The organism is Aridibaculum aurantiacum, assembly GCF_017355875.1.
In the GTDB taxonomy this organism is placed as follows: Bacteria; Bacteroidota; Bacteroidia; order Chitinophagales; family Chitinophagaceae; genus Segetibacter; species Segetibacter aurantiacus.
Map to the genome: position 1 here is coordinate 235,878 of NZ_JAFEWC010000004.1, position 21,865 is coordinate 257,742.

Consider the following 21,865-nt stretch of genomic DNA (forward strand, 5'->3'; position numbering starts at 1 on the left):
AAAGGAGCACCTCTTGATGCTCCATTAAAATGTACTACGGTAGTCTCAAATACTACCGTAGTACATTTTAATTCAATTATGCTACTGCTTGCTCTCCTACCAGCGTTTCTACAGCTTGCTTCATACCGTTCTTCTCGATATTGATGAGGTGGTTTGCTACTGCTTCAGCCAGGCCTTCAACCTGGTTCAGGTCTTTCTTCCAAACCTTTTCGTAAGCCAATACTTCACGTACCAGTTCCTGTAAAGAAGCTTCGCTGCCATCGGCTTTGCTCCAAACATTCTTCATCAGCTCCAGTACATGTGCATCATCATTCAGTGCAATGGTTTCATCTCCACGTTTTCCTTTGTAAAAAGCAATGGTTGCAGCTAAGGAGAATGACAGGCGCTGCGGAATAGTTCCCAAACGCTCTTTGTACTTCAGCACCGATGGCAATACACGTGTTTCAAACTTGCTGAATGAGTTCAGTGAGATACTCATCAGAGCGTGCTTGATAAATGGATTGCGGAAGCGATCTATAACCTCGTTTGCAAATTGCTCCAGCTCTTCCTTTGGCAGGTCAAGCGTAGCAATGATCTCTTCAAAAATCTCGTCGCGCAGGAACTTACCTACTACCGGGTGCTCTACTGACTCTCTTACGAAGTCGATACCATACAAGTAAGCAACAGGAACCAGTGCTGTATGTGCACCATTCAATATTCTTACTTTACGTGTACGGTAGGGAGTAAGATCATCTGCATACAGTACATCCAAACCTATAGAAGGGAAAGGCAGTTCTTTCTGCAGGTTCTCAGGCGCCTCTATCACCCAAAGATGAAAGTGCTCACCTTCTACCACCTGCCTGTCTTCATAACCCAACTCTTCTGTTATTTCAGCTATACGCTCTTTTGGATAGCCAGGAACAATACGGTCAACCAGTGTATTGCTGAAAGTACATGCAGTATTCAACCAGTTTACAAATCCTTCACCTAGCTGCCATTTTTCAGCCAGCAGAAGTACAATGCGCTTCAGGTTGTCAGCATTTTTTTCTATCAGTTCGCAAGGGATAATATGAACACCTTTTGCTTCATCACCATTGAAGGTTTTGAAACGGTGGTTCAACCACACGGTCAGCTTTCCTGGAAAAGATGCAGGCGGTGCATCGGTAGGCTGGTCTTTTTCATTATAAGCTATACCTGCTTCGGTAGTGTTAGAAATGATGTAGCGCATCTCAGGATTCTCAGCAGTCTGCAGGTAAGCTGCAAAATCTACATAAGGATCGATACCGCGGCTGATCACATCAATGGTTTCATGTGTGCTTTCTGCCTGGCCGTTCTTCAACCCGCGCAGGTAAAGCGTGTACAAGCCTTCCTGGTCGTTCAGCATGTTTACCATGCCCCTGTCAATTGGCTGCACTGCAACGATAGATCCGTTGAAATCTCCTTTCTTATTCAGCTCATGGAACATCCAGTCAACGAAAGCGCGCAGGAAGTTGCCTTCACCAAATTGCAGCACCTTTTCAGGATAGGTCTTCGCTGCCGGGAATACTTGTCTATTTAAAAGCATGTTGGTTTTTTATTTAGTTGTTTTCAGTTAATTCATTTGCTGTACGAGAAATATTGAAAGCTTCCTGGTCGGTAGCATCGCCTACCTCTTGTAGTTTACCAAAGGCTGCGGCAGTGGCATATTCCAATACCTGCTGTGGTTCGTGCTGGTTGTATAAGCCATACACCAGGCCGGCCATAAAACAATCACCACTACCTGAACGGTCTTTTACTCCGTGGCAGGTCCACTCGGGAGAGTTGTATTGCTGGCCGTCTTTATACAACGAAGTATAATAAAGCACATCGTTTTGCTTACTATCGAAACGGAATGTATTTGCTACCACTTTACACTTCGGGAACTTCTCCATTACTTCAATTGAAGTTGTTCGTGCGTGCTCCAGGTAAGCTTCTCTTGTTCCTTTATCGTGAATATGCTCATCTATGGCTGTTCCTAACAAAGTATTTGCAGCCCATATATTGCCCATCACCACATCGCAATGCTCCACCAGTTTCGGCATGATCTCGATGGGCTCTTTTCCATACTTCCACAAGCGTGAGCGATAATTAAGATCAACAGATATAGTAATTCCTTTTCGCGAAGCGGCTTCCACTGCCTCCAGGCATACATCGGCTACGTTCTGGTTAAGCGCAGGACTGATGGCAGAAAAGTCAAACCACTCCACATCGTGCAGAACTTTGTCCCAGTCAATCATGCCGGTAGTTACCTCAGAAAAAGAAGAATGTTCGCGATCGTATACAACGCTGCCTTTCAGGTCGGCACCGCGCTCAAGGTAATAGACGCCAATCCTTTTTCCTGCGTAAACAATCGAAGAAGTATAAATGCCTTTGTACTCCAAGTAGTTGATCACATGCTTGCTCATGAAATTGTCCGGTAGTACCGTGCAATACTTCACCGGCACATTCCAACCGGCCAGCGCTGTAGCTACATTTAGTTCGGCGCCTCCCATGTACAATAGCATAGGATGTTTACCCGCAGCATCTTCATGCGATGCAGGAGATATCCTCAGCAGCAGCTCACCAAAGGCCAGGACTTTTTTCTTACGCATGAATCGGTTTCTTGTTTGGAGTTGCTAGTTCTGGTTTAAACTTTTTGATTTTAAGTTGTCATGCCGACGAAGGAGGCATCCTCATAACATCAAGCGTTTCTTTTTGTATGAAACTCCTCCTTCGTCGGGGTGACATAATCTTCTTACAGATCACTGATCAACCAATCAACTGGTCAACTCCTTAGCTTTCACGTTTTCATCCAAACACTGCCAGTTGAAGTAGTTCTTCGCATTGTGGAAGCAGATATCCTGCACCACTTCACCTACCCATGCAATATCATTTGGTAATTCTCCTGCTTCAATCTCTTCACCAAACAGGTTACAAAGTATCCTGCGGAAATACTCGTGGCGAGGGAATGACAGGAAGCTGCGGCTGTCTGTAAGCATACCTACAAAACGGCTTAAGAGTCCCATGTTGCTCAGGGCATTCATCTGCTTGATCATTCCATCTTTCTGATCCAGGAACCACCATGCACTACCAAACTGGATTTTACCAGCCACCGATCCGTCGTTGAAGTTGCCAATCATGGTTGCCATCAGTTCGTTGTCGGCAGGGTTCAGGTTGTAAAGAATGGTCTTTGTTAGTTTGTCTTGTCCTTCCAATCGGCTAAGGAACTTAGAGAGGTTGCGGCCTTGTTGAAAATCGCCAATAGAGTCCCAACCGGTGTCAGGACCTAACTGCTTAAGCATGCGACTGTTGTTGTTGCGTAGTGCACCCAGGTGATACTGCTGTACCCAGCCTCTTTCCCAGTCCCACTCAGCAAACTGTACCAGCATAAACGATTTGAACTTTCTTCTTTCGATGTCGTTCAAATCTGTTCCGCCGCGTACTTTATCAAAAATTGCAGACACTTCCGCATCTGTATAATCTTCAGCATAAATTTCTTCCAGACCATGATCGCTTACGCCACATCCATTGGCAGCAAAGAAATCATGACGACTCTTGAGTGCATCCAGGTATTCCTGCAGCGAGCCCACACTTACGTTAGCCGCTTTTTCTATACGCCCAACATAGTTGTTGAAGTTGCCTGTATTGTCAACATTCATAGCCGTATCAGGACGGAAAGCAGGAAGGATAGGAACTTCAAAGCCATCTGCTTTTATCTGCTGGTGTTGCAGCAGGTCATCAGCAGGATCATCCGTAGTACAGATCAGCTTCACATTCATCTTGCGGATCAGGTTGCGCACAGAGTATTCAGGTGTCTGAAGTTTAGCGGTACACTCATCATATATTTCACGCGCTGTATCTGGTCCCAGCACCTTGTGCACATCAAAGTAGCGCTGAAGCTCCAGGTGCGTCCAATGGTACAGCGGGTTGCGTAGTGTGTAAGGAACTGTTTCTGCCCATTTTTCAAACTTGGCATAATCTGGCTGGTCGCCGGTGCAATAGCTTTCATCCACACCGTTGGTACGCATAGCGCGCCACTTGTAGTGGTCGCCATACAGCCATATCTGCGTCAGGTTTTCAAATTGTTTATCTTCTGCTATTTGCCCCTGCGGCAGGTGGCAGTGATAATCAATTATTGGCATCTGCTTAGCAAACTCGTGGTAAAGCCGCTCAGCAGTTTTATTTTTCAGTAAGAAGTTCTCGTCTAAGAAATTTTTCATTTTATCAGCTTTAGTTCCGTGAGCAACATCGTTGTGTCACTCACTTGTGCGGTTTATTCATTATTCGGAGGCCTCAGCCTCCTATATAGTTTCTGCTCTGTGCTAACACTTATGCAGTTGGTTTTTTACCAATCAACTGATCAACAAATCAACTGAACAACTTTACAGAGACACACCACGCTTCCAAGGAATGAAATCATCCTGCCCGTTGATAACAGATTTAGCAGGTACTTCACCACTTGCTACTTTGATCACGTATTCCAATATTCTTTCACCAGCTTCTTCAATGGTCTCTTCACCTTCTATCACCGTACCTGTATTGATGTCGATGATGTCTTTCATTCTCTCGTACAACTTCGTATTGCTCGATACTTTCAATACCGGCGCAATCGGGTTACCTGTTGGTGTACCAAGACCAGTTGTAAACAATACGATGTTAGCACCAGATCCAACTTCAGCTGTTGTAGACTCCACATCATTACCTGGCGTACACAATAAGTTCAAACCTGGTTTGGTTACTTTTTCCGGGTAATCCAATACATCTACTACAGGAGAAGTACCACCTTTTTTAGCAGCACCTGCACTCTTAATAGCATCAGTTATCAAACCATCTTTAATGTTACCCGGAGAAGGATTCATATCAAAACCAGAACCTGCAGCTACAGCACTCTTTGCATATTTGCGCATGATATCAATAAAGCGAATTGCACTTTCTTCGTTCACACACCTGTCGCTTATTTCTTGCTCTACACCGCAAAGCTCAGGAAACTCAGAAAGGATTACTGTACCGCCGGCTGCTACTAACAAGTCACTGGTGTAACCAATAGCAGGGTTTGCAGAAATACCAGAGAAACCATCAGAACCACCACACTCCAAACCAATGCAAAGCTTGCTGATAGGAGCTGGTTGTCTTTCAGCCTGGTTAGCTATCACCAAGCCAGCAAATGTTTGCTTCAGTGCTTTAGAGATAAGATCAGACTCCAGTCCTTCTCTTTGTTGCTCTAAGATGTATAAAGGCTTATCGAAATTAGGAGCACGTTTAGCAATCTCTTCTTCCAGCATTGGTATTTGCGCATTCTGGCAACCAAGGCTAAGAACAGTTGCTCCTGCTACGTTAGGGTGTGTGATATAACCAGCCAATAAACCACACAGTGTTTGCGCATCTTGGCGAATTCCTCCACATCCACCTTCGTGAGTGATGAATTTTACACCATCAATATTTTTAAACAGGCGCTCTGTTTTTAGTGTAGTGTTATCATCCTGGAAGTCTGCTTCCAAGATTTGCTGTACAGAAGAACCAGCAGAATACAACTGCTTCAGTTGTTGTGCAAAAGACTGGTATTTCTTAGGACGGCCATAACCAAGCTCATCTACCAGTGCTTCTTTCAATACTTCTACATTCCTGTTTTCGCAGAATACTAAAGGAATAACTAACCAGTAGTTAGCTGTACCCACACTACCATCGGTGCGGTGAAAACCCATGAAGGTTTTTTCCTGCAGCTTCGTTACATCTGGCTTATGCCAATCTATTCTTCTTGCACCCAGCTGGAAAGGATTTGATGCATGCTTTACATTGCTGGTAGAGATACGTGCACCGGCAGGTATAGCTTCTTGCGCTTTTCCTACCAATACACCATACATATGAAGTTCATCACCTGGCTGCAGGTCAGCCTCTGTGAATTTATGTTTAGCGGGAATGTCTTCCACTACTGTATACGTTTGGTCATTTAGTTGTACCTGCTCTCCCTTTGCGATGTCGCGTAGGGCAACAATCACATTATCGGCAGGGTGAACCTTTAAAATGCTCTTTTTCATGATTGTAAAGTTTATGCTACTTGTTTTTCTGGTTGTAATTTTTGTATCGCTTCTATTATATCAGGTGCTTGTAAAGCCTGCAGCCAATTTACCACCGCTTCTTCAAAACCGGGCAGTTCTGCCAGGTTCATGCCCCACAATTCATTATCAGTTAATACGGCGTTCACTACCTGCTGTACATCGTTCAGTGCCCATTTGGCCGCATACAGTGGCGCGTTATCATCCTGTATAAGGTAGCGTTTGCCATTGGCTGTGCCATAGTACCTGCCCATGTCTTCTTTGCCATTCATGAACAAGATATGTGCAGCAAAACCAAGCGCCATCAACTCGGGAACAGCGGATGTCTGCTGGTAGTGTTGCATCAATACCGGTACATTTCTCCGCTTCATCTTTTGCGAATAGTGCAGGCAAATGCTTATCCAGGTATGATGCAGGTATGGGTTTCTGAATCTATCGAGCACTTGTGCAGCAAAAGCATCTATTTCATCTTTGGCTACATAATAAGGAATGGCAGGTGCTATTTCCTCCAACATCAGCTGGCGGATGTAGCGCTCCATCACAGGGTGCTCCATAGCTTCTTTCACAGTTTCTATTCCTGCCATAAAACATAGGCCGGATGCAAAGGTATGAACACCATTGAGCAGGCGAAGCTTTAATTCCTGGAATACTTCTATATCCTCCGCTATTATTATTCCTTTTCCTGCTTTGCTAAAAGAAAGAACTTCTTTTACTGAAGGATCAGATGACTCAATGAACCAGCCGCAGAAGCTTTCGCTTATTACCTGCAGGTTGTCTTCGTAACCTAGTTCAGGATCGGAAGTGCGGATATCAGGAAATGCGTGGTATGGTATCAGCCGGTCTACCAGCGAATGGCAGAACTTGTTGGAGTTCTCTAGCCAATCCATAAACGCCAGTTCCATGTCATTTATGTGTGCTAACTCCAGCATGATGGCCTCCATGCGCTGGCCATTGATCGGTATAAGTTCTGTCGGTATTATTACAAGACCTTTTGCAGGATCGCCATTAAATACTTTATATCGCTCGTGCAAAAACGCGAGTAACATACCGGCAAAAGATGCTGGCGGATGGGCAAGAATATCATCCTGCGAGTCAGGCGCCAGGCTTACTTCGTGCGTATCGGCAATTACTACCTGCAGGTCTGGATTGGCTGCGGTTGCAAGCACTTCATTCCACTGCTCTTTTGCATGAAGCAAACGGCTTATAGAAGCATTGATCACACGCTCCTCTACCACCTTACCATTTTCTACGCCACGCGATATTTGTGTAAATAGCAAGTCCTGTTGCTGCAGGTCAGTACTATGTACATCATAGGGGCTGTTGCTCACAATAACGATCCGGCCATTGAAAATACCTTGCTGGTTTGCTTTATCAATGAAGTAATCTGGAATGCCACGAGAAAGAACTCCAGTACCAAACTGCAACACCTTTTCCGGCAGGCTAAAGATTTCCTTTCGCGGAAGGGTGACTGCCCCTGGATCAATATCTGGAAGTAGTTTTTGTGACAGTTTCATCTGGCTCCTTATTATAATCGTTTGTTATTGGCTTTAATAGAAAGTGTGTTGTTTTTGAAAGGCTCTATGAACATTATTTTTTGCTGACTGCTGATTTCCATCTTGGATAATCTTTGGAAAGTAAGTCATCGGGCCAGCTGCCGTACCAGCCGTAGCCTACACGCCTTTCCACTTCTATCTCTTCCAGCTTATATTTCTTTACACCATCTCTTCCTGAGAAGAAAGGACGGTTGGTATCTATCTCGTAATACCTGGCCCATGTAACACCATTAGGTTCTGCTACCAGTACGCGGTCGCGTCCTTTTGGTTGTGTAGGGTCGGCAATAATCTTGGCTGTATAACCCTTGATGGCAGACGCTTTTAGCCAATCTACAGCACCGTCCACAGCTTGTATAACTTTGTCTGAAGGAGCGGGTACACGCATCAGGAATTCTACAATGCCCACCGTTTCCAAAGCTGTTAATCCGGGCAATTCATATTTACGTGCAGTAGCCGGTTTCAAGGTGATAGGATCGTATTGTGCAGCCCAACCGCTTAGTTTGTTGTTTACTACCAGCTGGGTTCGCAGGATAGATTCAACACCTTTCTCAATAGCCGCACTTGCTCTTGGTATGAAAGAAGCATTCAAGGCTTCAGTTCCATTTTTCTTTTCTACCACATCCTGCAGCAGGTTTAGCACATTGGCGATGGCGTTGTCATTGTAAGTGATCTGCCCACGGTAACCGCTATGATCAGGATAGAATTGCGGCCAGCCACCTGTTGGGTACTGCGCTTGCAGCAGGTATTCTATTCCTCTTTCTGCGGCTTGCAGGTATGCAGGATTCTGGTGCTTTTTGTACGCCTGCAGTAGTATTTTTATTTCTTTTACTGTAGAATGGTTATCAATGGTGGCATCATTATTCTTTCCTTGCGCCAGAACCTGCTTCTTTTCCTGCTCAGAAAGCGTGACATTGTAATCTACTTTCTTACTGTTGTAATGCTTCGACCAGCCGCCAACACTTCTTTGAAAAAGCAACACGTTATCGGCTACTTTGTCCTGCGCTATGGCTGACGTATAAAAAACAAGTATTGCACCCATTATAGATGCACACATTGCTGCTCGTTTCAGGTATGATTTACTTTGCTTTAGCATTTGCAGGTTGTTGTAACAGCCACTTCACAAGGTCCTGTGCTGCTTTATGATTTTGATATTCCAGGGGAATTTTTCTACCGTCGATGTATTCGTTGTACAGCCAGGGATCGCCTACGGCAAATACGGCACCTTTACCATATTTAGCAACGGCTATAATATTGTCTCCACCTTCTTTTACTATGGCTTGCGCCGGGGCAGAAAGATCAAGTGTGCTGATCTCTTTCAGGAAGACTTTCTTAGCTGTTTTAAAAATTGGATTGTTGGCAGGTATGGTAATAGCGCCTTGTTCGTACACATTATTCTTTACCATGTTGCGGCCATCGTTGTTGAAACGAATGCCAAACTTTTGCGTAAGTATGTTGATCTTATCGAGATCTGAATTACCAGCATCGTTGGTAAAAACAGCCAATACGCCGCCAGCTTTTACCCACTCAGCAATGGCTGTAGCAGATTGCTCATCCATGTAGTTAGGTTTAGCTGTTTCTTTTTCAGTATCAGGATCTATGATGATGAAAACATTTGCCTGTGCAAGATTTTGCCTGGTTGGTGCTTCTTTTAGAGTGGCAGTTTTTGCACCATTGTACTGAAACAAATCGCCCATGAGCGAGAAGCCGCTGTTGCTCATGTCATCCCAGGTGTAGTGGTAACTTCTTTCACCTACCACCGCATCTTTACGAAACTCGTTGTTGAAGTAGTTGTCCAGCAAAACCGTTTTGCCCCTGCCGATGTTCAGTTGAGGCTGTACTTCCATTTCGTTGGCTGCTTTCAAAAAAGCACCCATACCCTTTGGATCGTTGTCTATCACTTTTTCGCTCAGGTAATATTCATAGCTACCATCACGGTATGGTTTTCCGCCCAGGCCAGATACACTAACCGTTCCTGCAAGAATGGTGTTGCCAGATGCATCTTTTTTAATGAACTGCTTCAGCATTCCCTGCCATGCCTTGTTAGCAACGGCCATGTGTTTTTGATCAAGATAACCTTTACGAACTCCTTTAGCAATAGCGTAAGTAAACATAGCTGAAGCAGATGCTTCTACATAGTTTCCTTTCTGGCCACCTTTATCCAGCACCTGGTACCACAATCCATTTTTAGGATCCTGTACTTTGGTTACCGCAACAGTAAGGCGATTTAAGATATTCACCAGGTCCTTTCGCTGTGGGTGATTTGCAGGAAAATGATCCAGCACATCTACAAGTGCCATAGCATACCAGCCCATTGCTCGCCCCCAAAAATTAGGAGAAACGCCTGTTTCTTTATTGGCCCATTGTTGTTCTTTTGATTCGTCCCATCCGTGGTACAGCAGTCCTGTTTTAGCATCGCGTGCATGTTTCTCCATCAGGATAAACTGGCGGGCAATTTCATTGAAAGCTGTATCATCTTTGGCCAGCAAAGCATATTCTGCATAGAAAGGCTGACCCATGTACAAGCCATCAAGCCACATTTGGTTGGTGTAGATCTTCTTGTGCCAAAAGCCGCCTTCGGTGGTGCGTGGATGGCTACGTAGCTGATCACGCAGTTGGGTAGCTGCTCTCCAGTATTTTTCTTTACCGGTAACCCTGTAAAGCAGTAACAGGATCTTGCCGTTGTTTACATGGTCTATGTTGTATTCATCAGGTTGGTAGCCTTTTATCTTGCCGCTGTTGTCTACATAAAAATCCATGCTCTTCTGGATGTAGTTGTAATAAAGCGGGTCGCCTGTTCTTTTCCAGATGCCCTCAATGCCTTTTAAGAAAACGCCTTGGTCGTAAGACCATTTTGCAGGTTTGTCCTGTACCAGCGCAAAAGAATCTGCCCACAGCTTCATTACTGTAGAAGCCAATTGCTGGCTTACCGGCTGTTGAGCTTCTGCCAGTTGAACTACTAAAAGCGCTACTATTCCTATCAAAAGTTTTTTCATCCAGTCTTTATTTTTCTGTTAGAACTGTTGGCTTGGCACCAAAGTCGAACAATGTCTTGTTTTTTGCTTTCGAACCGTCTGTATTCAGCAGTTTAACACCCGTTGTTTTATCGCCATATACGGCTAACAATGTTTCTGCACCTGCATTGTACCTGATGTTGTCAAGCACAATGTTCTTGCTGTTGTGCACCTGTAGCACAGGGTTCGTTTCTTTAGTTATGATGTTGGTATTGCGAATAGTAATACCTGATCCTTCAGTCATTTCTAAACCATGCTTCGCCTGTATCACCATGTCTTCCATTACAATGTTCTTCACGTTCATCTCAGGAAGGCCACGTACAAAAATTCCCTTTTCAGCGCCGTCCACTGCCACGTTCTTTATATATACATTTTGAAAAACAGGAGTCTCTTCAGTTACTGGTTTTGAATCTACTTTAGGAGGTTCTCTTCTTTCGCCGGCCAATGCTATTGGGTCTTTTCCTTCGTAATACATGTCGAACAAAATAGCCTCGCCTGGTATGTCTTTCATGTTGATGTTGTTGATGAAAATGTTTTCAACCACACCACCACGACCACGTGTTGTTTTGAAGCGGATACCAATATCGGTTCCAATGAACGAACAATTCTCAACAATGATATTTTTTGCACCACCGCTCATTTCACTTCCTACTACAAAACCGCCATGAGCATTGTATACTATACAGTTTCTGATCAATACATTCTCAGTAGGCATCGCTCTTTCACGTCCCTGTGCATCGCGGCCGCTTTTTATACAAAGCGCATCATCACCTACGTCCAGCACACTATTTTCTACCACTACATTTTTGCATGACTCCAGATCTAAACCATCACCATTTTGCGCATACCATGGATTTTTTACAAGAACATTCCTGATGGTAATGTTTTCGCTCATTAGCGGGTGCAGGTTCCATGCAGCAGAATTTTGAAAGGTTACGCCATCCAATAAAATGTTTTTACACTTCGTAAGCACCAGCAGGTTTGGGCGCATAAAGTCTTTGATATGCTCGTAGTCAGCCACGGTTTTACCTGGCGTAAGCGCAAATGAATTCTTTATTTTAGAACCTTCATAAGATGATTGTGAAGGATACCAGATCCTTTTATCGTCGCTAACCACACCACCACTTTCGGTCAACTTCTTCCAGGCCGATGCAGAAAGTTTATCCTTCTTTACCATGCGCCATTTGTCGCCGCTTCCATCTACTATGCCATGACCAGTGATGGCTATATTAACCGCATTGGTAGCAGAAATAGGAGACTGGTTGCGAACCGCTCTCAATCCTTCCCAATTCGTTTCAATCAATTTATATTGGGTGAAGTCACCTGTAAAATTCAGGAATGCATCACGCTGCAGGTGCAGGTTTACGTTGCTTTTTAGTTCTATTGGTCCTGTTAGCCATAGGCCACGCGGCACCAATACCACACCACCACCTTTTTTGCTGGTAGCACTTATAGCGTCATTGATGCTTTTGGTGTTAAGAGTAATACCATCGGGCTTTGCTCCAAACTTTACAATACTTACTGTGTCTTTTTTAAATGTAGGAACTACTACAGCGGGTAGTTTAGGTGCCTTTACTGTTCCCGGGTCTTTAAAACCGCAGAGGGTAATTACCGATAATATGGCTAAAAAAGGTCTGATCATGATTACTCAGTTGTAAAAGGTTAATCAATCGAAAATGGTTGTTGTTGTTGACCACTTAGTTTACAAGCAGGTAAATTGAAAGGGTAGAATATAAGAGGTGCCATGCGGGAACTCTCATATAACAAGCAACAAATCGCTGATAAACTTAATCAACTCTTTATCGTTACAGGCTGGAGAAAGAGCTTTTTCACACTAATTTTTACGCAATCGTTGCCGGTAACGATGTAGAAAAATGGAGGCACAAGAGATTGCTGAGGAACTGGAATTCAATAGGTAAATAAACACGGGAAGAGAAACTATCAAAACATCCTAAAGGTAAAAATGAAGAAGCCTCACAACCTGCGGGGCTTCTTTAGCTAGTTCGATATTTATTTAGAAGGTTCTTATCATGGTTCTTACGCCGGTATTCAAGCCGCTTTTATTCAGGCTGTAGGTAAAGCCGAGCAGGAAGTAACGCTGAAGAACATTGTACCTGATATCTTCTATGTAGTTCTGGTTTGCATTGCGCGAAATGCCGACGTTCTGGTTCAGCAGGTCAAAAGCGCTCAACCGCAGTTCGCCTCGCTGGTTCTTCAGGAACATTTTGCTGATGGTGGCATTCCACATTGGGATAGAAGTATTAAAACCTTCGGCGCGTCCTGTGGTTTTGGTATAATTAAAGTTGTTGGTAAGAACCAATCCCATTGGCAAATAGTTGATCACTTCTACACCGTACTGCTGCAGCCAATATCGCACGTCCTGGTTTTTTTGTAATGAATAGCTGGCTTCGTTGTAGCCTGCTCTTGCAGTTGCCCGTATATCTACTTTTTTATCAATTCCAAAGTTCCAAGCTATGTTAGGTGTTATGGAAATGTTCTGGATATTGTTCCGCTGCCCGTTGATGAACGATACATTGCGCGAGTAGTTGGTAGACGCACCCACTTCTATGCTGCTCTTTAGTTTGCGGATAGGAAATCCATGATTGATGGAACCATAGGCGCTATATATTCCATTTGCATTCACCGGCCGTGTTGTCCGCACCCTTGTCAGCGGATCAATAATATCGTTGTACACAATAGCATTATTGGTGGCAGATACATTGGCAAACACCATGAAGTTGGTACGCGTGGCAGGGTCAGCAGAAAAATAATTCAGGTTCAGGTTGTGCGAGTACTCGCGGTTAAGGGCAGGATTACCTTCCCTTATATTCAGCGGGTCGCTGATGTCGGGAATTGGTTGCAGTTGCGTTACGCTCGGCTGACGGGTGCTGGTATTGTAGTCAAGCCTGATATTTCTATAGTTGCTAAAGCGGTATTGCACATTAGCGTTTGGTAATACATCATTGAAATCCCTGCGTATCTCTTCCAGCTTGTTTACCAGGTTTTTTTGTATTGCCTGCTGAAAGGTAGCCCCTGCACCCACCGTTAGCTTTCTGCCCTGGCTTCTGAAGTTAGTGCTACCGCCCCTGTACAGGTAGCTGTTCCTAAATTGGTTGCTCAGCAGGTCGTTCTTAATATCGTGCTTGCCGCTGGTGGTGTTCAGGTCAAAAGTGTTCCTGCTGCTGTGGCCAATGCTTTGGTTTAAAAATGCACTCAGCTCCAGCAAGGCTCTTTTACCCACAGGTTCGGTATAGGTAACGGAGCCGCCATGTGCTGTCGTCTTGGCTTCGTTATCATTTACCTGGTCCAGGTTAGTGGTATAGAATGGAAGGCCACTGTTATTGTAAAACAGGTTATTGGTTACCAATGAGCCGTCTCCACCTGTTTGGTTGATGGCAGTATTGTATTGCGCTGATATGGTCCTTCCTTTTTTAGCTAAACGCTTCCTGTACAACATGGTGTTCCTAAAGTTGAAACCCGATGCTTCGTTGGTTGCGTTAGAAAAACCATCATTGATCTTATTAAAGCTCCTGTCGCGGCTGGTGTATAAACTGTGGTTGTTGCTATTGCTCCGTTGGTAGGTAAACAATGGCGTGATCTTTAATGAACTACTGGAGTCAAATCTTGTATCGATAATCATATTTACACGGTGCTGCTGGTTGTCGCGCAGGTTGTTACTGTTTTGTACATAGTTGAAATTGTTGCCAAGCACCAGGTTTTCCCTGTTGATAGAACGTGTAGTCAGCAGGCTCTGGTCATTGAATATATAGCTGGCGTTAACGTCTGTTTTCTTACCTATCTTATTGTTGTAGTTGGCGCCAACTGCATAGGTATTTGCAACACCTTGTGCCGTGTTTCCCATACCTGCTATTGGTAGTCCATTATCACTTTCGCCACCACCTGTGCGTATGGTTATGCCCCCGCCACCACGCATGTTGCGGGCCATGTCGCCACTAAAGCTTAATGCATCGGCAAAAGAAAACCCCTGGCGATTGGTGTTGTTGCCCATTGCCAGCAACGACATCTGCTTTTCACCTTTGAAGCGGTTGAGGTTGAGTTGCCCGTCATAGCGGCCTTCGTTTTTGTCGCCGCCGCCGCTGGCTGTAGCCTTTCCAAAAATGGCATTGTCCTTGTCTTTTTTCAGCTTCAGGTTTATAGAAGGTTCACTGTTGCCATCGTCTACTCCGGTGAATTCTGCACGGTCACTTTTCTTCTCAAACACCTGTACTTTATCTATGGCATCGGCAGGAAGATTTTTTGTAGCCATCTTTGAATCACCGGTGAAAAATTCTTTTCCATTTACCAGTACCCGCCTTATTCGTTGGCCATTTACGCGTACGGTTCCGTCTGCATCTACAGTTACACCCGGCATTTTCTTTAGCATATCTTCTACTACAGCATTGGGTTGTACCGCAAAATTCTCCGCGTTAAACTCAAGTGTATCACCATTCACTGCTACTGGTGGACGCTTGCTCACAACGGTTACATCGCCCAGTGTTTTTAAGTCGTGCACAACAATAGCTCCTGTATTCACTACTGTTTCGCCCTCTTTTACAGTTACTAATCGCCATGCAGGGTGATAGCCTACATATGATGCAGAAAGACGATAGTTTCCCTGCTGTATATTTTTAAGGGAAAATATTCCGGCGCTATCGGCACGGGTAAATGTTACCAGTGTGGAGTCCGCTTCTTTAACAAGCGAAATGGTAGCAAAGGAAAGTGGTTTCTTTGCCGAGGTATCCATTACCCTACCTTGAATAATGGCTTGTGCAGCAGTATCTGTAGAATAAAAACATAGTAGAACAGCCAGTAGATGTATAATTTTCTTCATAACCATAGTTTTGAATTGCAGGCGGTAAAACTATAGCTGCTACAGCGTAAGCACGGTTAATGAAGATTTGTGTAAGGTTAATTATTGTTAATTGATCGTCGGCTTCCTTACTTATAGATGTGGTTATGCAGAAATGAACCAACCGGTAAAGCAGGCTGCAAAGGAGTTGCCTATTATCTTTGCGCGCTATGCAAAACAAGCCATTCCTGTACACGTCGCTGTCACCGGCGTTGTTTCACCTTTACGATCTTTCAGATTCTGTTGTTGTGATTATAGATGTTTTCAGGGCAACGTCTACCATAGCGGCTGCTATGTACAATGGCGCTGCTAAAATTATCCCGGTAGCAGACGTAGACGAATGCAAGCGCATAGGTGCAGAACTGGGCTGTATAACAGCAGGTGAGCGTGATGGAAAGGTAATAGAAGGGCTTCAATATGGTAATTCGCCGGCAGAATATCCACGAGATTTTATTGATGGGAAAACGCTGGTGCTAACCACCACTAACGGAACTAAGCTGCTTCACATGGCGGTGGAGCGTGGTGCCGCAGAGGTGGTAACAGGTTCTTTCCCTAATCTTTCGGCAGTATGCGAGCACCTGGTGAAATTGAACAAGAACGTGATACTTGGTTGCTCGGCATGGAAAGATCGCTTCAACCTGGAGGACACACTTTTTGCAGGTGCAGTCATCAGCCGCATCAAAGATCATTTTACTATTCACTGCGATAGCAGCCTGATGGCTGAACAGATGTACCAGCTCCACCAACACGACATGTACCAGTTTATCCGCCATACTACCCACTGGCACCGCCTGGCAGCTTACGGTTTAGAAAAAGACCTGGAGTTTTGTGTAACAGAAGACGCCGCCAATGTGCTGGTAACGTATAAGAATGGTGAATTGGTAGCAGGATAGAATTAAGTTGGAGGTTGGAAGTACGAAGTTGGAAGTACAAGAGAGCATTAAGTTCAAAGTCTGAAGTACAAGGTACGGAAGCCTGGGTATAACCTGTCTATGCGTCAAATGGTACTTCTATTTAGAAAGGGTGATCACTTCATTTTCTTCAGGTGTGCGGTTAATTAAGCAGCAGCGTGCTAAAACTTTTCATGAACCTCTAACCTCCAACTTCCAACCTCCAACTTATATTTTCGTACCCCGTACTTCGTACCTCGTAATTCCCACTTCCTCTTCATCTTAACACAAATTTCATCAGCAGGCTTCGTTTCATTTCCTGCACTGCCTGCTTTTCCTTTACTTTTGCAAATTGGTCTTTTTTGTAATTTTTTGATGATTGGCAGCGTTATCTATGGCCTGTCACTCTAGCACAACCTGATAATAATTATGGCGTTACCGCACCTGATAAAGCATATTTATAACAATGGCACCGATGAAGTAATTCGTAGGGGTAAAAAGATCCATGCATTAGGTTATGTGGAGATGGTGGATTATGATGACCTGATGGGTGCCGTAAACTTCAGGGTGAAGGATGACAGCTATTCCACTTTTTACAGGGTGAATGTGCTGAAGTTTAAAGATGCCTCCAATGTTTCACTGCGCTGCAGTTGCCCATACAATCTTGGCGAGATCTGCCGGCATGAAGCTGCGGCCCTTTTCCAGCTGCAAGAGCTGCTTGACAGGAATATGCTGGGCGAAAAAGACATCATTTACAACCAGAGGCACACGGTTGTAAAAATGAAGCAGCTCGACATGAAGATGATCAGGTTGCTTGCTTCACCACAGTCGTACATTACTGCCGAAGAATATTTACGCAACAACTCGGCTACCATAGTAGAGGCAAAAGATGAACGTGTAAAAGCTGAATTGGATTTTGAAAATGAGCATCATTTTGTTCTGCTTCAAAAAAATGAAGAAAGGAATTTTGATACCAGCTGTACCTGCCAGAGCGATGATAAACACCCGCTTTGTGTACATAAAGCCATTGTGCTTATACAACTGGTGACCAGGTTCGGGGTCAACTATTTTGATAGCATTCGCAACTGGGACAAAGAAAAAAACAAGCTGCTGGAAGCGTATGGTTATTCGCTTCAAGACGATCTGAAAGGAAAATTTGAATTCGCGTATAAAGAAGGAAAACCTTTTCTGCGTGTACTTGATTCCAGCATCAAACGAATTTCTCCTGCTGTAGGTCTTCGTCCAAAACCTGAGCCTGTACCCGAAGCCTTACCCGATGTAGCAATTGCCGAAGAAAAAGAAAAGGCAGCTGCCATGAAGCTTGGGTTGGTATTCATAGAAAGTGAAGAGTACCCGCTCATACAAGTGGAAGCTGTACAAGGCGAAACAGATGAGGAAAGAAATGCTTACTCCAGTAAAGTAGAAAAGATAGAGCTGGCGCGTTTTGTAAATACAGAAGTTTTTGATGAAGATGATAAACTGCTCGTGCAGCAGCTACGTAAAATGCAACCTGCAGAGCTGAACCGGTACCTCAACCGCAATTCGCCTTTCAGCGGTATCTGGGATAATATTATACAGCAGCATAATGATGAGCTGCCGGAGGAAACCCGTAGCCTGATAAACGAATACCTGCATCCACGTTACAAGAAGATATTTACCGACGCCAGCAAGGATTTTACTTTCCGCTTACCTGCAAAGAAGACATTTACTACAGCAAACCTGCAAAAGGTGGTGCTGAGTGATGAGCCAGCTATTTTACAGTTCAACATAAACTTTACCAATGGCCAATACGAGGTGGCTTGTTCGGTAAAGCTGAACCACCTGGAGGTTTCCGTTTCTGAAAATGAAACTATTTCACCATTGTTCTTTGTGCACGACGATACCTTTTACCTGTACAAGCAACCAGAAGATATACTGGTGGCCGAAAAGTTCCTTCGCTCAGGAAGTATGATTATAAAAGCAGAGGATTGGGGTAAACAATTGAACGATTACATTCTGCCACTGGCGAAGGAGTACAATGTGCACTTCAACAACGTGAAGCGTGAAGATGTAAAAGATATAAAGCCTGAGGTAAGGCTGATGCTGAAAGAAAAAGGTGACTATCTCGTGTTTCAGCCTGTGTTTGTGTACAAGGGCTACGAAGTAAAACCCAACGACAAAGACAAGATCATTTTGCCACAGCAGGACAAGCTGCTGGTGATACAGCGAAACGTAGAAGAGGAAGAGGCTTTCATTAAGAAGATAGAAAACCTGCACTCGCAGTTCATTCGCCCCGACGACTCTGGCAGCCTGGTGCTAAAAGGTGCCGATGTTCTTCGCAACAACTGGTTCTTCCTTTTTGTGGATGCAATGAAGGATATGGAAGTTCCGGTTTTTGGGTTCGATGCACTAAAGAATTTCCGTTTCAATACTTCGAAGCCATCAACAAAGATCTACATCAGTTCGCATACTGACTGGTTTGATGCTAAGGTGGAGATCTATTTTGGCGACCAGAAAATAACAGTGGCCGATGTAAAGAAGGCGCTGGCCAATAAGCAGCAGTTCGTTCAGCTGCAGGATGGTTCGTTAGGTATTTTACCTGAAGAGTGGATAAAGAAATACTCGCTGCTGTTTAGGGTAGGTGAGGGCAAAAGCGAAAAGATGAAGCTGAGCCGCTACCACTTCAGCGTGATAGAAGAACTATACGAGAACCGGAATGAAGAAGAACTTTTCTTCCAGCTGGAAGAGCGTTACGACAGGCTAAAGGAGTTTAAAAATATTGAAGCCATAGATGCACCGAAGCACCTGAAGCCAATATTGCGCCCTTACCAGGAAAGCGGCTTCCAGTGGCTCAACTACCTGAACGAGGTAAAATGGGGAGGCATACTTGCAGACGATATGGGTCTTGGTAAAACCATCCAGGCGCTATCGTTCCTGCACCACCTGAAGCATAGCAATGGAAGCCTGCGTGCGCTGGTAGTTTGCCCTACCACGCTTATGTACAACTGGGAAAACGAGATCAAGAAGTTCACGCCTACGCTTACACATTATATACATCATGGTGGTGCGCGGTCCAAGCAACTGGTTACGCAAAACGAATTTGACGTTATCATTACTACCTATGGCACTTTGCGTAGCGATATCAAATCGTTTGTTGAACCTGAATTTGATTATGTCGTATTGGATGAAAGCCAGGCAATTAAAAATCCTTCGAGTAAGGTAACAAAGGCCGCAAGCTTGTTGAAAGCAAAGAGCAGGCTGTGCCTTAGTGGTACGCCTTTGCAGAATAATACTTTTGACATATTCGCTCAAATGAACTTCCTGAACCCGGGCATGCTCGGCACGATGGAATTCTTCAAACAGGAATTTGCTGTTCCAATTGATAAGTTTGGCGAGCAGGAGCAAAAGGAACATTTGCGCAAGCTGTTGTATCCTTTTATTCTTCGCAGAACAAAAGAGCAGGTGGCAAAAGATCTTCCGGATAAGACCGAGATGATCCTGTTTTGTGAAATGGGAGTGGAACAAAGGAAGATCTACGATGCGTATAGAAATGAGTTCAGGGATAAAATATTGGGCGTAGTAGATGCTCAAGGTATCCAGCGTTCACAATTGACCATCTTGCAAGGTCTGATGAAGCTGCGCCAAATCTGCGATAGTCCTGCTATAATGAAAGATGAAGAGAAGTTCCCTAATGTTTCTATTAAGCTGGATGAGCTGGTGAGAGAGATAACGGAAAATATCAGCAATCACAAGGCGCTGGTGTTTTCCCAATTCCTGGGAATGCTGGCACTGATAAGAGAGAAGCTGGATGAGCTGGGAGTGAAGTATGAGTATTTTGATGGTAGCACTTCTGCACCTGACAGAGAGAAGGCTATTCAAAGTTTCCAGAATGATGACACCTGCAGAGTGTTCCTTATTTCATTGAAAGCTGGTGGTGTGGGTTTGAACCTTACTGCTGCCGACTATGTATACATTGTAGATCCTTGGTGGAACCCGGCTGTAGAGCAACAGGCGATAGACCGTACACACCGTATAGGGCAAACGAAAAACATTTTTGCATACCGCATGATATGCCGCGACACAGTGGAAGATAAAATACTTGCACTGCAGGAACGTAAACGTGCACTCGCTGCCGACCTCATTACCGATGATGCAGGCTTTGTGAAGAACCTTACGAGGGAAGATCTTGAATACTTGTTTAGCTAAAGCATAGCGATGGCGCAGCTTTGGTAGCAAGTTTAGGATGAAGAGGAATAGAATAGTTTGGACCAGCATTGCAGGAGTGATATTGGTAGCGGCGGTCGCTGATGCTGTTCGCTATCTGCAGCCGGAAGCAAAGCCAAAACAACAGGTTCTCCCTGCAGCCACTTTCCCTGTTTCGTCAGCTACAGAAATCATTCTAGTGTACAATGCTTACGGAGGCATCTATCCGTCCATAGCTGATTTCATCAATAAAGAATTTTTTCCTGCTTCATATCCCTGCAATCTCTGCTATATAACCTTCGGAACGTTTGCCATGAAAGATGATTGGAAAACGTTCTTGGACAGCACCGGCTTAAAGAAGAAAGAGATGCACAAAGACTACTTCAACCGGAACTATTTACCTACAGACTTTGCCTTGCCTGCTATCCTGGTAAGTGATGGACAGCGCACACAGGTGCTGGTAAGTGCACAAGAGGTAAATGGCTACAAAACATTAGAGCAACTAAAGCAAGCAGTAGCAGCCAAGCTAACGAAGTAAATCACGATCTTTTCAAAGAAGAAGAAACTGCTTTAATGATGATGGCTACCAGTAGTATAGCTATACATGCAATTGCCACAGCCACTATGTCTTCGCTACCCGCGTTACCTGCTTCATTCCTTTTAGCTATTATTCCATAAAACGCCCAGCATACCACCAGTGCATAAGCATAATTCTTACTTTTCAAAATCATCACCAGCGCCAGGAGTGCGCCTACACCAATCATGATCATGGTCCACATTGGGCTGCTGATACCAAGTGGTTGAATATTATTATCAACAAATAAAGTAGTGACATTGGCAATGGTGGCTATACTTATCCAGCCAAGGTATAGGCTGAAAGGAAGATCGAGCCATAGCTTTTGCTGCAGCGGCCGCCACGGTAGTGCCAGGTCCAGCTTGTGGTGAATAACGATCAAAGTGCTCAACATGATAAACATAATCATTACCGACAAGCCAACTATTTCATAATGCCATGCAAATAACCATGCACCATTTGCCATGCAATTCAGAATGAAATAAGGTGAAATGGCAACTATCTTTTCTGTGGCTCCTTTGTTTTTAAAAAGAACAATAGCTTGGTAAATTATAAACCCCAGCAAGAAAGTATAGATCACACTCCAGATAGAGAAAGTGAAACCTGCAGGCGTGAACAGGTTTGGATACTGGTCGGCAAGTTCACCTGTGGTTTTATTATTAAGCGGCAGTTTTACCGCTACAATATTCATGAGGACCACAAAGGCAAAAGCAATACAATTCAGTATTGCCAGCAGCCGGTAATTGATCTTGTTGTTGTACATAAGCTATAGTAATA

The 21,865-nt window shown here is 44.3% G+C and carries 13 protein-coding genes; 3 read left to right on the plus strand and 10 right to left on the minus strand.

Annotated elements, in window-relative coordinates; genetic code table 11:
* Nucleotides 1-76: 76 nt before the first annotated feature.
* The 9 genes from J4N22_RS19340 to J4N22_RS19380 all read right to left on the minus strand — a co-directional run bounded on the left by J4N22_RS19340 (nucleotide 77) and on the right by J4N22_RS19380 (nucleotide 15,424).
* Nucleotides 77-1,543, minus strand: coding sequence for a tagaturonate reductase (locus J4N22_RS19340; RefSeq protein WP_207497226.1), 1,467 nt, complete (start codon nucleotides 1,541-1,543; stop codon nucleotides 77-79).
* Between the two features lie 13 nt (nucleotides 1,544-1,556).
* Entirely contained in the window at nucleotides 1,557-2,588 is a 1,032-nt protein-coding gene (locus tag J4N22_RS19345; protein ID WP_207497227.1) for a sugar kinase, read from the minus strand.
* A gap of 165 nt (nucleotides 2,589-2,753) precedes the next feature.
* Nucleotides 2,754-4,196 carry a glucuronate isomerase gene (uxaC, locus tag J4N22_RS19350; protein ID WP_207497228.1) on the minus strand — a complete coding sequence of 481 codons (1,443 nt, stop codon included), beginning with the start codon at nucleotides 4,194-4,196 and terminating at the stop codon, nucleotides 2,754-2,756.
* Between the two features lie 162 nt (nucleotides 4,197-4,358).
* The gene (locus J4N22_RS19355) at nucleotides 4,359-6,011 is read right to left on the minus strand and encodes a UxaA family hydrolase (RefSeq protein ID WP_207497229.1); all 1,653 of its coding nucleotides are present in this window, start codon (nucleotides 6,009-6,011) and stop codon (nucleotides 4,359-4,361) included.
* 11 nt (nucleotides 6,012-6,022) lie between these two features.
* The gene (locus tag J4N22_RS19360; RefSeq protein WP_207497230.1) at nucleotides 6,023-7,543 is read right to left on the minus strand and encodes a tagaturonate reductase; all 1,521 of its coding nucleotides are present in this window, start codon (nucleotides 7,541-7,543) and stop codon (nucleotides 6,023-6,025) included.
* A gap of 73 nt (nucleotides 7,544-7,616) precedes the next feature.
* Nucleotides 7,617-8,675 carry a pectate lyase gene (pelA, locus tag J4N22_RS19365; RefSeq protein ID WP_207497231.1) on the minus strand — a complete coding sequence of 353 codons (1,059 nt, stop codon included), beginning with the start codon at nucleotides 8,673-8,675 and terminating at the stop codon, nucleotides 7,617-7,619.
* Nucleotides 8,659-10,575, minus strand: coding sequence for a glycoside hydrolase family 88 protein (locus J4N22_RS19370; protein WP_207497232.1), 1,917 nt, complete (start codon nucleotides 10,573-10,575; stop codon nucleotides 8,659-8,661). The genes pelA and J4N22_RS19370 overlap by 17 nt, the downstream gene beginning before the upstream one ends.
* Nucleotides 10,576-10,582: 7 nt before the next feature.
* Complete coding sequence (locus J4N22_RS19375; RefSeq protein WP_207497233.1) at nucleotides 10,583-12,235, minus strand: glycoside hydrolase family 28 protein; 1,653 nt, start codon at nucleotides 12,233-12,235, stop codon at nucleotides 10,583-10,585.
* A gap of 372 nt (nucleotides 12,236-12,607) precedes the next feature.
* Complete coding sequence (locus J4N22_RS19380; RefSeq protein ID WP_207497234.1) at nucleotides 12,608-15,424, minus strand: outer membrane beta-barrel protein; 2,817 nt, start codon at nucleotides 15,422-15,424, stop codon at nucleotides 12,608-12,610.
* Between the two features lie 188 nt (nucleotides 15,425-15,612).
* Here J4N22_RS19380 and J4N22_RS19385 point away from each other — a divergent pair, with 188 nt between their 5' ends.
* The 3 genes from J4N22_RS19385 (at nucleotide 15,613) to J4N22_RS19395 (ending at nucleotide 21,052) form a co-directional block, all read left to right on the plus strand.
* The gene (locus tag J4N22_RS19385) at nucleotides 15,613-16,335 is read left to right on the plus strand and encodes a 2-phosphosulfolactate phosphatase (protein WP_207497235.1); all 723 of its coding nucleotides are present in this window, start codon (nucleotides 15,613-15,615) and stop codon (nucleotides 16,333-16,335) included.
* Between the two features lie 426 nt (nucleotides 16,336-16,761).
* Entirely contained in the window at nucleotides 16,762-20,517 is a 3,756-nt protein-coding gene (locus tag J4N22_RS19390) for a DEAD/DEAH box helicase (RefSeq protein WP_207497236.1), read from the plus strand.
* Nucleotides 20,518-20,554: 37 nt separating this feature from the next.
* On the plus strand, nucleotides 20,555-21,052 hold the full coding sequence (locus J4N22_RS19395; RefSeq protein WP_207497237.1) for a hypothetical protein: 498 nt from the start codon (nucleotides 20,555-20,557) through the stop codon (nucleotides 21,050-21,052).
* A 1-nt stretch (nucleotide 21,053) separates the two neighbouring features.
* Here J4N22_RS19395 and J4N22_RS19400 read toward each other — a convergent pair whose 3' ends face one another.
* A complete protein-coding gene (locus J4N22_RS19400; RefSeq protein WP_207497238.1) occupies nucleotides 21,054-21,851 on the minus strand; it encodes a hypothetical protein in 798 nt (265 codons plus the stop codon).
* Between the last annotated feature and the right edge of the window lie 14 nt (nucleotides 21,852-21,865).

Coding starts and splice junctions, on each gene's coding strand:
- J4N22_RS19340 (WP_207497226.1), bottom strand. CDS start 1,543: ATGCTTTTAAATAGACAAGTATTCCCGGCAGCGAAGACCTATCCTGAA.
- J4N22_RS19345 (WP_207497227.1), bottom strand. CDS start 2,588: ATGCGTAAGAAAAAAGTCCTGGCCTTTGGTGAGCTGCTGCTGAGGATA.
- uxaC (WP_207497228.1), bottom strand. CDS start 4,196: ATGAAAAATTTCTTAGACGAGAACTTCTTACTGAAAAATAAAACTGCT.
- J4N22_RS19355 (WP_207497229.1), bottom strand. CDS start 6,011: ATGAAAAAGAGCATTTTAAAGGTTCACCCTGCCGATAATGTGATTGTT.
- J4N22_RS19360 (WP_207497230.1), bottom strand. CDS start 7,543: ATGAAACTGTCACAAAAACTACTTCCAGATATTGATCCAGGGGCAGTC.
- pelA (WP_207497231.1), bottom strand. CDS start 8,675: ATGCTAAAGCAAAGTAAATCATACCTGAAACGAGCAGCAATGTGTGCA.
- J4N22_RS19370 (WP_207497232.1), bottom strand. CDS start 10,575: ATGAAAAAACTTTTGATAGGAATAGTAGCGCTTTTAGTAGTTCAACTG.
- J4N22_RS19375 (WP_207497233.1), bottom strand. CDS start 12,235: ATGATCAGACCTTTTTTAGCCATATTATCGGTAATTACCCTCTGCGGT.
- J4N22_RS19380 (WP_207497234.1), bottom strand. CDS start 15,424: ATGAAGAAAATTATACATCTACTGGCTGTTCTACTATGTTTTTATTCT.
- J4N22_RS19385 (WP_207497235.1), top strand. CDS start 15,613: ATGCAAAACAAGCCATTCCTGTACACGTCGCTGTCACCGGCGTTGTTT.
- J4N22_RS19390 (WP_207497236.1), top strand. CDS start 16,762: ATGGCGTTACCGCACCTGATAAAGCATATTTATAACAATGGCACCGAT.
- J4N22_RS19395 (WP_207497237.1), top strand. CDS start 20,555: ATGAAGAGGAATAGAATAGTTTGGACCAGCATTGCAGGAGTGATATTG.
- J4N22_RS19400 (WP_207497238.1), bottom strand. CDS start 21,851: ATGTACAACAACAAGATCAATTACCGGCTGCTGGCAATACTGAATTGT.